Source organism: Parafrankia sp. FMc2 (genome assembly GCF_041008525.1).
Classification (GTDB): Bacteria; Actinomycetota; Actinomycetes; order Frankiales; family Frankiaceae; genus Parafrankia.
In genome coordinates this window covers 1-4,818 of record NZ_JBFLUG010000264.1, presented here as the reverse complement: position 1 = coordinate 4,818, position 4,818 = coordinate 1, and the positions used below count along the sequence as shown (strand labels likewise).

The 4,818-nt window shown below is 72.6% G+C and carries 1 protein-coding gene; it reads right to left on the bottom strand.

The features are described 5' to 3' along the window. The coding region (locus tag AB1460_RS35670; protein ID WP_368966845.1) for an SDR family NAD(P)-dependent oxidoreductase at positions 1–4,818 on the bottom strand (4,818 nt) is incomplete at both ends.

The window sequence follows — 4,818 nt, the reverse complement described above, 5'->3', positions numbered from 1 at the left end:
GACGTCGGCTCGTCCACGTGCAGCGTCGCCGGCAGGGTGCCATGGCGCATCGCGAGGATCATCTTCATGATCCCGGCCGCACCGGCCGCGGCCTGCGTGTGACCGATGTTCGACTTGATCGACCCCAGCCACAGCGGGCTGTCCGCCGGGCGGCCCTGACCGTAGGTCGCCAGCAGCGCCTGCGCCTCGATCGGGTCACCCAGCGTCGTGCCCGTGCCGTGTGCCTCGACAGCGTCCACGTCGGACGTCGACAGCCCGGCGCTGGCCAGGGCCTGGCGGATCACCCGCTGCTGGGCCGGACCGTTCGGCGCCGTCAGACCGTTGCTCGCACCATCCTGGTTCACCGCACTGCCACGGACCACCGCCAGCACCGGCCGGCCGTCCCGGCGCGCGTCCGACAGACGCTGCACCAGCAGCACCCCGACACCCTCCGACCAGCCCGTCCCGTCCGCGGACGTGGCGAACGAACGGCACCGCCCATCCGGCGACAGACCCCGCTGACGGGAGAACTCGACGAACACATCCGGGTTCGGCATCACCGTCACACCACCGACCAGCGCCATCTCCGCCTCACCGGCGCGGATCGCCTGCACCGCCAGGTGCAGCGCCACCAGTGACGACGAACACGCCGTGTCCACCGTCACCGCCGGCCCCTCCAGACCGAACGTGTACGCCAACCGCCCCGAGATCACACTCGACGCCGTACCCGTCAGCAGACGGCCTTCCAGCCCTTCGTCATCGTCAGCCGCATTGGCCCCGTAGCCCATGTAGGTGGCGCCGATGAACACCCCGACCGGACGCCCACGCAACCCCGTCGGATCAACACCGGCCCGTTCGAACGCCTCCCACGACGTCTCCAACAGCAACCGCTGCTGCGGATCCATCGTCAGCGCCTCACGCGGCGAAATCCCGAACAGACCCGCGTCGAACTCGGCGGCCTCGTAGAGGAACCCACCCTCCCGGGCATACGACGTCCCCGCGTGATCCGGATCCGGGTGGTAGAGCTCCTCCACATTCCAGCCACGATCCGTCGGGAAACCGCCGATGGCGTCGCGGCCATCGGACAACAACTCCCACAGCCCCTCGGGAGAATCCACCCCACCCGGCAGTCGCATGCCCATACCGACGATCACGACCGGGTCGTCCGTGGTCGCCACCAGCGCCGAAACCGCCGGTGCCGAAGCGCCCGCCAGCAGGTCGTCGGAAACCTCGGCGAGCAGGTGTTCGGCGAGGCGCTGCGCGTTCGGATAGTCGAAGACGAGGGTCGCCGGCAGCCGCAGGCCGGTCACCGCCGCGAGCCGGTTCCGCAGCTCCACCGCCGTCAACGAGTCGAAGCCCAGATCCCTGAACGCCCGATCCGCCGGAACATCCAACGCTGACCCGTGACCGAGCACCCCGGCCACCTCGGACCGCACCAGCTCGACAACCACCCGCTCCTGATCGCCGGCAGGCAGCCCCGCCAGGCGCCGGCCCAGCGGGGACGCGCCGGCCCCGAGGGCATCCGTGTGACCGACCGCGGACCTGGCCTCGGGAAGGTCCGCGAACAGCGGGCGGGGACGGGCCGCGGTGAACACCGGCAGGAACACATCCCACCGCACATCCGCCACCGTCACCACGTCGTCGCCGGCACCCACCGCCTGCACCAGCGCCGCAACCGCCTGCCCCGGCTCCAGACCGACCAGGCCCTGCCGGCGCAGCTGCCCGGCCACCGCCTCGTCGGCCGCCATCCCCACCTGCGCCCACGGACCCCACGCCACCGCCGTACCCACCCGACCGGCAGCGCGGCGACGCAGAACCAGCGCATCCAACGCCGCGTTCGCCGCCCCGTACGCCCCCTGACCACCACTGCCCCACACACCGGAAATCGACGAGAACACCACGAAGGCGTCCAACGGGGTCTCGCCGAGCAGCTCGTCCAGGTGCAGCGCACCGGCGACCTTGCCCGCCACCACCCGATCCAGGTGGTCGGCGTCGACGTCCACCAACGGCAGGTCCTCCACCACACCCGCCGCATGCACCACCGCCGACAGCTCACCGACGTCCGCCAGCAGACCCGCCACCGCCGCCCGATCCGCCAGGTCACACGCCACGACGTCGACGGCGACCCCGGCCGTGGACAGCTCGTCCACCAGGTCGGCGACACCGTCCGCGGCCGGCCCGCGCCGGCTCACCAGCACCAGTCGCTCCGCGCCGTTCCCCGCCGCCCAGCGCGCCACCTGCACGCCCAGACCACCCGTGCCGCCGGTGATCAGCACCGTCCCCCGCGGACGCCAGGCCGTCTCGCCCCGCACCGGTGCATGTACCAGCCGCCGCAGCAGGATCCCGCCGTCGCGGATCGCGACCTGGTCCTCTCCGTCGGCGCCGGCGAGCACCCTGACCAGCCTCGACGCCGCCCGCCGGTCGAGGTTCTGCGGAAGGTCGAGCAGACCGCCCCACCGGTCCGGATGCTCCAGCCCGACGACCCGTCCCAGCCCCCACACCTGCGCCTGCAACGGATCCGCCGGACGGTCCGACCGACCCGTCGGCACCGCACCGGATGTCACCAGCCACACCGGTGCCGCGATCTCGGCATCACCCAGCGCCTGCACCACCGCCAGACTGTCCACCAGCGGCGCCGCCCCGAACGCCACCAGCGACACCACACCCGCCACCGCCGACCCGGTCACCAGCGACCCGGTCACCAGCGACCGCAGCCGGCCGGCCAGCGCCGCCCGGTCCGCGCCCGCAGCGACGGGTACCGGCACGACGTCCGCACCCGCCGAGGTCAGCACCCGGGCCAGCTCCGCGGCCAGCGGGCCACTCCCGGCAGCCGTCCCGGGCTCGGTCCCGAGCTCGGTCCCCGTCCCGGGCTCGGCGTCGGGTGCGAGCAGCACCCACACACCCGTCAGGGCAGCCGTGGCCGCAGCCGTGGCCGGGTCGGCGGCCGGCTTCCAGGTGACCCGGTACCGCCACCCGTCGGCCGCCGCTGCCAGCCGGCGCTTCGCCCGCCACGACGCCAGCGCCGGCAGCACATCCGCGAGCGCCGCCGTCTCCAGCTCCAGCCGCTCCGCCAGACCGGCCAGGTCGGACCGCTCCACCGACTCCCAGAAACTCGACTCCTCACGGTCCACCGAGTGTTCCGCCGGCCGATCGGTCAGCGGCTCGGGCCAGAACCGCCTGCGCTGGAAGGCATAGGTCGGCAGCTCCGCCATCTGCGTCGCGCCGGTCCCGTCGAACACCCGCGCCCAGTCGACGGTGACGCCGTGGACGTGCAGCCGGGCGAGGGCCGTCAGCGCCGTGGACGTCTCGTCGCGGTCGCGACGCAGCAGCGGCACGAACACACTGCCCTCGGCGTCGGGCAGGGTCTGCTGGGCCATCGCGGTCAGGACGCCGTCGGGGCCGGCCTCGACGAAGCGGGTCACCCCGTTCTCGGCGAGCGCGGTGACAGCGTCGGCGAACCGGACCGGCTCCCGCACCTGCCGCACCCAGTACTGCGGGTCGGACCACTCCCCGGCCTCCACCAACCGCCCGGTCACCGTCGACACCACCGGCAGCGTCGGCTCGCGGAACGTCAGGTCGCGGACGACCGCGGCGAACTCGGCCAGCATCGGCTCCATCAACGCCGAGTGGAACGCATGGCTGGTCCGCAGCCGAGACAACCTCCACCCACGCGCAGTCACCAGCTCTGCGGCCGCGTCGATCGCGTCCACCGGACCGGAGAGAACCACGGCGGTCGGACCGTTCACCGCGGCCAGATCCACCACGACACCGGCCTCCGTCAGCGCGGCGAGGATCTCGGTCTCGGTGGCCTGCACCGCCAGCATCGCCCCACCCGCGGGCAGGGCCTGCATCAGACGGCCACGGGCCGCCACCAGCACCGCGGCATCCGCCAGATCCAGAACCCCGGCCGCATGCGCGGCGGCGATCTCACCGATCGAATGGCCGACCAGGATGTCCGGAGTCACACCCCAGTGGCCCAGCAGCGCGGTGAGCGCGACCTCGACCGCGAACAACGCCGGCTGCGCATAGCCCGTCTGATCCAACAGCCCCGACTCGTCGCCGTCGACACCGTCGATCAGCTCCCGCAGCGGCCGGTCCAGGTGAAGGTCAAGATGCGCGCAGGCGGCGTCGAAGGCATCCGCGAACACCGGGAACGTCTCGTACAGCGCCCGGCCCATCCCGATCCGCTGTGCGCCCTGGCCGGTGAACACCACCGCCAGGCGGCCGGACCCGGCAACACCACGCACCAGGTTCGACGCGGAAGCACCGGCGTGCAACGCCTCGAGAGCGGCGTCCAGATCAGACCCGTCAGCAGCCAGCACCACCGCACGCTGCGCAAGGACTGCCCGCCGCGTCGATGCCACGCCGACAGCCAACAGATCACTGCCCGCCTGACGGAGCCGTCCCGCCTGGGCCCGCAGTGCCTCCTCGTCGTGGCCCGAGACCAGAACCGGAACGATCGGCAGCACGGTCGCCGGAACCGCCGGCTCCGCGGACCCCTCGGCGACGGCATCGTCGAGGTCGGGGGCCTGCTCGAGGATGATGTGGGCGTTGGTCCCACTCACCCCGAACGAGGACACACCCGCCCGGCGCGGCCGGCCGTTGTCCTCCCACGCACGGGACTCGGTCAGCAGCTCGATCGCCCCGGCCGCCCAGTCCACATGCGGCGACGGCGCATCGACATGCAGCGTCGCGGGCAGTGTCCCGTGGCCCATCGCGAGGATCATCTTGATGATCCCCGCGACACCCGCCGCCGCCTGCGTGTGACCGATGTTCGACTTGATCGAACCGAGCCACAACGGGTTCTCCGCCGGGCGGTCCTGACCGTAGGTAGCGAGC